General features: G+C 68.1%; 3 protein-coding genes and 1 tRNA gene. All 4 read left to right on the top strand.

Annotation, left to right across the window (positions count from 1 at the left end):
- Positions 1–526 (top strand): aminoacyl--tRNA ligase-related protein (locus VNT50_RS00035; RefSeq protein WP_325483064.1); only part of this gene is annotated, 526 nt, incomplete at its 5' end.
- On the top strand, positions 523–1,413 hold the full coding sequence (locus tag VNT50_RS00030; RefSeq protein ID WP_325483063.1) for an HAD family hydrolase: 891 nt from the start codon (positions 523–525) through the stop codon (positions 1,411–1,413). The genes VNT50_RS00035 and VNT50_RS00030, both read left to right, overlap by 4 nt.
- A gap of 110 nt (positions 1,414–1,523) precedes the next feature.
- Positions 1,524–1,608, top strand: a tRNA-Ser gene (locus tag VNT50_RS00025).
- 39 nt (positions 1,609–1,647) lie between these two features.
- Positions 1,648–2,922, top strand: a complete 1,275-nt coding sequence (locus tag VNT50_RS00020) for an LCP family protein (RefSeq protein ID WP_325483062.1) — start codon at positions 1,648–1,650, stop codon at positions 2,920–2,922.
- Positions 2,923–3,030: the final 108 nt, after the last annotated feature.

Genomic DNA, 3,030 nt, shown 5'->3' with positions numbered 1-3,030 from the left:
ATGGTCGACGTGCTACCGCCGCGAGGCCGGGTCGCACGGCAAAGACACCCGCGGCATCATCCGCGTGCACCAGTTCAACAAGCTCGAGATGTTCGTCTACACGACGCCCGAGGATGCCGAGGCCGAGCACCTGCGCCTGCTCGCGATGCAGGAGGGGATGCTGCAGTCCCTCGGTCTCGCGTACCGCGTGATCGACATCGCCGCGGGCGACCTGGGCTCGTCGGCGGCGCGGAAGTACGACATCGAGGCCTGGGTTCCCACGCAGGGCGCCTTCCGCGAGCTCACCTCGACCTCGAACTGCACCACCTATCAGGCACGTCGGCTCGACATCCGTCATCGCCCCTCGCTGGAATCGGGTGGCAGCGGCAAGACGACGCCGGTCGCTACTCTGAACGGCACGCTCGCGACCACCCGCTGGATCGTGGCGCTGCTCGAGACGCACCAGCGCGCGGACGGCTCGGTCACGGTGCCGGAGGTGCTCCGCTCCTACCTCGGCGGGCTCGACGTCATGGAGCCGATCGCGTGAGTCTTCCGCACACCGGCGAGGTCGAGATCGTTGCGCCCCGCGAAGCCGCCGAGATCGTCGAAGACGTCGCCGAAGACCACGGCGCGGAGCGACTGCTCATCGTGCTCGACGTCGACGGGACCGTGATCCTCGAGGACGAGACCCTCAGTCCCGGCGTGGTCGAGGCCGTCGAGGACGCGGGCCTCGCCGGCCACGAGGTCATGATCGCGACCGGTCGCAGCTGGGCGGGCACCGAAGACATGCTGCGCGCCCTGAACATCGAGCCCGAGTACGTCGTCTGCTCGAACGGCGCCGTCGTCATGAAGCGCGACGGCGTGGAGTACGTGCGTGCCCACACCGAGACGTTCGACCCGACCCAGGTGCTGACGCTGCTGCGGGTGCACCTGCCGCACGCGCGCTACATGGTCGAACTCGCCGACGGCGAGCGGCTCTACACCGACATCATCGATGACTGGAACCTCGAACGGGCCCGCAAGGTGACCTTCGACGCGCTGATCGGCACCCCCGTCTCCCGTGTCGTCGTGGTCTCGCCCGGGCACGACGAAGAGGACTTCTCGCGCCTCGTCGAGGACATCGGCCTCAACCACGTGTCGTACGCGATCGGCTGGACGGCGTGGCTCGACATCGCCCCGCAAGGCGTCGACAAGGGAACCGCCCTCGAGCTCGTGCGCGGATGGCTCGGCTTCGATCCGGCGCACGTGCTCGTGATCGGCGACGGGCGTAACGATCTCGGCATGTTCGCGTGGGCTCGTCGCAACGGGGGACGCGCGATCGCGATGGCGCAGGGTCCGCAAGAGGTTCGGGATGCGGCGAGCCACATCACGACGTCGGTGCAGGAGGGCGGCGTCGCGGCCGCACTGCGCAGGCTGCGGGCCGGCGGCCGCTAGTCGCGACGCGCGGAGCGCCATTCAGGGGCTGCCCAGGCGACCCTGAAAGAATGGGTCGGACCGCGTCGGCTAGACTCGACGACTGTTCGACGGATGCCTGGCGCCCGTCGGGAGGGTTGTCCGAGCGGCCGATGGACCTGGTCTTGAAAACCAGTGGGCAGCAATGTCCCGTGGGTTCGAATCCCACACCCTCCGCACTGTGCCCTCTGCACAATGCCCTTCGAGAGGATCCGAGTGATCGACGCCCCCAAGGCTCCCCAGCGCGGCCGCCACACGGTGGCGCGCCACGGGGCGCTGAAGTCGCCGCATCCGCTCGGTCAACTCGCCAAGATCCTCGCGATCTGCCTCTCGGTCGTGCTCGTCAGCGGCATCGGCGTCGCCGCCTACCTCGCGTACGATCTCACCGCCACGTTCACGGCCGATGCGGTCGAGCTCGAGGGCCAGGAGGCCCCGCCGCCCAACATCGGCGAGATCGAGGGGGGCGTCAACCTCTTCCTGGCGGGGACGGATGCATGCGAGCCCGAGTACGCCCAGTACTTCGGCAAGCGCTGCACCGGGCCTGACGCGGGCGGCGAGCTCAATGATGTCAACATGCTCGTGCACATCTCCGATGCGCCTCGTCGCGTCACGGTCATCAGCTTTCCCCGTGACCTGATGATGCCGATCCCGTCATGCACGAACGAAGAGGGCAACACGACCTCGGCGATGTCGAAGCAGCCGCTGAACTCGACGTTCTCGGTGGGTGGGCTCTCGTGCGCGGCGAAGGCGATCTCTGATCTGAGCGGGCAGGACATCCAGTACGCCGCATCCGTCACGTGGGGCGGCGTGATCGAGATCACGAACGCGATCGGCGGTGTCGACGTGTGTCTGGCCCACGGCATCCGCGACCCCTACACCGGCCTCAATCTGACGGCCGGCACGCACAACATCGCCGGCCTCGACGCGCTCCAGTTCCTCCGCACGCGCCACGGCGTGGGCGATGGCAGCGATCTCGGCCGCATCAGCAACCAGCAGCAGTACATGTCTCGCCTGGCACGCAAGCTCGTGAGCGAAGAGGTGCTGACCAACCCCACACTGCTGCTCAAGCTCGCCCGCACGGCGATCGAGAACATCGATCCGAGCACGAGCCTGACGAATCCGCTGACGCTCGTGCAGATCGCGCTCGCGCTGAAGAACGTGCCGTTCGACGAGATCGTGTTCATCCAGTACCCGACCCTCACGGACTCGGCGAACCCCAATCACGTCGTGCCGAACGAGGACGCCGCCGACCAGCTCTGGGCGGCGCTCGCGGCCAACCAGCCGCTGCAGCTCACGGGTAAGGCGGGTGTCAACGACGGGGTCGTGGTCGCGGAGCCGACGGCGCCACCCGTGGAGCCCACGACGCCTCCCGCGACCGAGGCGACCCCGGGCGCGACGACGGCGCCGACCGAGCAGCCGATCGCGCTGCCTTCGGAGATCTCGGGAAGCACGGCGGCGCAAGAGACCTGCTCGAACGGCAATCTGCGCTGACCTTCTCGGGTTCACCGGCCTCGCGAGGAGCGGTTAGTATTGCAAGGCGCATCCGCTCGTTTCGGCGGCTGGATGCCTGGAGACGTCGCATAGTCCGGCCTAGTGCAC

It is taken from the genome of Microbacterium sp., from assembly GCF_035554235.1.
Classification (GTDB): Bacteria; Actinomycetota; Actinomycetes; order Actinomycetales; family Microbacteriaceae; genus Microbacterium.
This window is presented reverse-complemented; position numbering and strand designations above follow the sequence as displayed.